Source organism: Pseudomonas sp. HMWF006 (assembly GCF_003061205.1).
Lineage (GTDB): Bacteria > Pseudomonadota > Gammaproteobacteria > Pseudomonadales > Pseudomonadaceae > Aquipseudomonas > Aquipseudomonas monsensis.
Genome location: NZ_QAIU01000343.1, coordinates 1 through 1,559, shown reverse-complemented (window position 1 = coordinate 1,559; position 1,559 = coordinate 1). Strand labels below are relative to the sequence as shown.

2 protein-coding genes are annotated in these 1,559 nt (G+C 64.1%); both read right to left on the bottom strand.

Annotation, left to right across the window (positions count from 1 at the left end; genetic code table 11):
- A partial coding sequence (locus DBR24_RS14165; RefSeq protein WP_146189045.1) for an HAD-IC family P-type ATPase occupies positions 1 to 889 on the bottom strand: 889 nt, incomplete at its 3' end.
- Positions 890 to 899: 10 nt separating this feature from the next.
- A partial coding sequence (locus DBR24_RS14160) for a potassium-transporting ATPase subunit KdpA (protein ID WP_177490552.1) occupies positions 900 to 1,559 on the bottom strand: 660 nt, incomplete at its 5' end.

The window sequence follows — 1,559 nt, the reverse complement described above, 5'->3', positions numbered from 1 at the left end:
TGGCGATCACGTTCAGGCGCACCAGGCGATCCATCCCGGCAATCCCGATGGCGGACAGCAGGCCGCCGATGGTGGTCGGAATCAGCGTAACCAGCAGCGCCACCAGGAACACCAGCGGCAGGCTGCCATTGGCGAAGTGGGCGAACGGTTGCAGGGTCACCACCACCAACAGGAAGATCAGGGTCAGGCCGATCAGCAGGATGTCCAGCGCCACTTCGTTCGGGGTTTTCTGGCGCTTGGCGCCTTCGACCAGCGCGATCATGCGGTCGAGGGTCGACTCACCGGGGTTGGCGGTGATCTTCACCAGCAACCAGTCGGACACCAGCCGGGTGTTGCCGGTGACGGCGGAACGGTCGCCGCCGGACTCGCGAATCACCGGCGCCGATTCACCAGTGATTGCCGCTTCGTTGACCGCGGCGATGCCTTCGATGACTTCGCCGTCACCGGGAATCATCTCCCCCGCTTCGACGCGCACCACATCCCCTTTGCGCAGGCTGGCGGCGGGCACCACCTGGAAGCTGCCATTGGCCAGTTTGCGCCGCGCACTGAGGCCTTCGCTGCCAGCCTTGAGGCTGTCGGCGCGGGCCTTGCCGCGACCTTCGGCCAAGGCTTCGGCGAAGTTGGCGAACAGCACGGTGAACCACAGCCACAGGGCAATCTGCGCGGCGACGAAAGTCGGCACGACGTTGTCCGGGATGAAGCACAGCACGGTGGTAAAAATCGCCGTCAGTTCGACCACCAGCATCACGGGCGAACGCACCAGCTGGCGCGGGTCGAGCTTGACGAAGGCTTGCACCAGCGCCGGACGCCACAGGGCCGAGATCGCGGTTTTCGGTGCTTCTGCCGACTTGGCCGGCACCGCAGGTTTTGCAGGAACGTGCATATTCATGATGGATTCCTTAGAAGCCCATACTTAGGTGTTCGGCGATTGGACCGAGCGCCAGGGTTGGCAGGAAGGTCAAGCCGCCCACCAGCAAAATGGTCACGGTCAACAGGGTCACGAACAACGGGCCGTGGGTCGGGAAGCTGTTCTGGCCGATCGGTGCGGTTTTCTTCATCGCCAGGCTGCCGGCCAGGGCCAGTACCGGGAGGATGTAGCCGAAGCGACCGATCAACATGCCCAAGCCCAGCATCAGGTTGTGGAACGGTGTGTTCGCGCTCAGACCACCGAACGCCGAACCGTTGTTGGCGCTGGCCGAGGTGTAGGCGTACAGCAACTGGCTGAAACCGTGCGGGCCGGGGTTGCTGATGGTCGCCGCCGGGCCTGGCAGGGTCGCCGCGATGGCGCCGAGTACCAGCACGCCAATCGGCATCACCAGCAAGGTCACCACCAGCAGCTGCACTTCCCGCGCCTGGAGTTTCTTGCCGAGGTATTCCGGGGTGCGGCCGATCATCAAACCGGCGAGGAACACCGCGATCAGCACGTTGAGCAACATGCCGTAGAGCCCGGCACCGACGCCGCCGAAGATCACTTCGCCGACCATCATGTTGACCAGCGCGACCATGCCGCTGAGCGGGTTGAGGCTGTCATGCATGCCATTGACCGAACCGTTCGATGC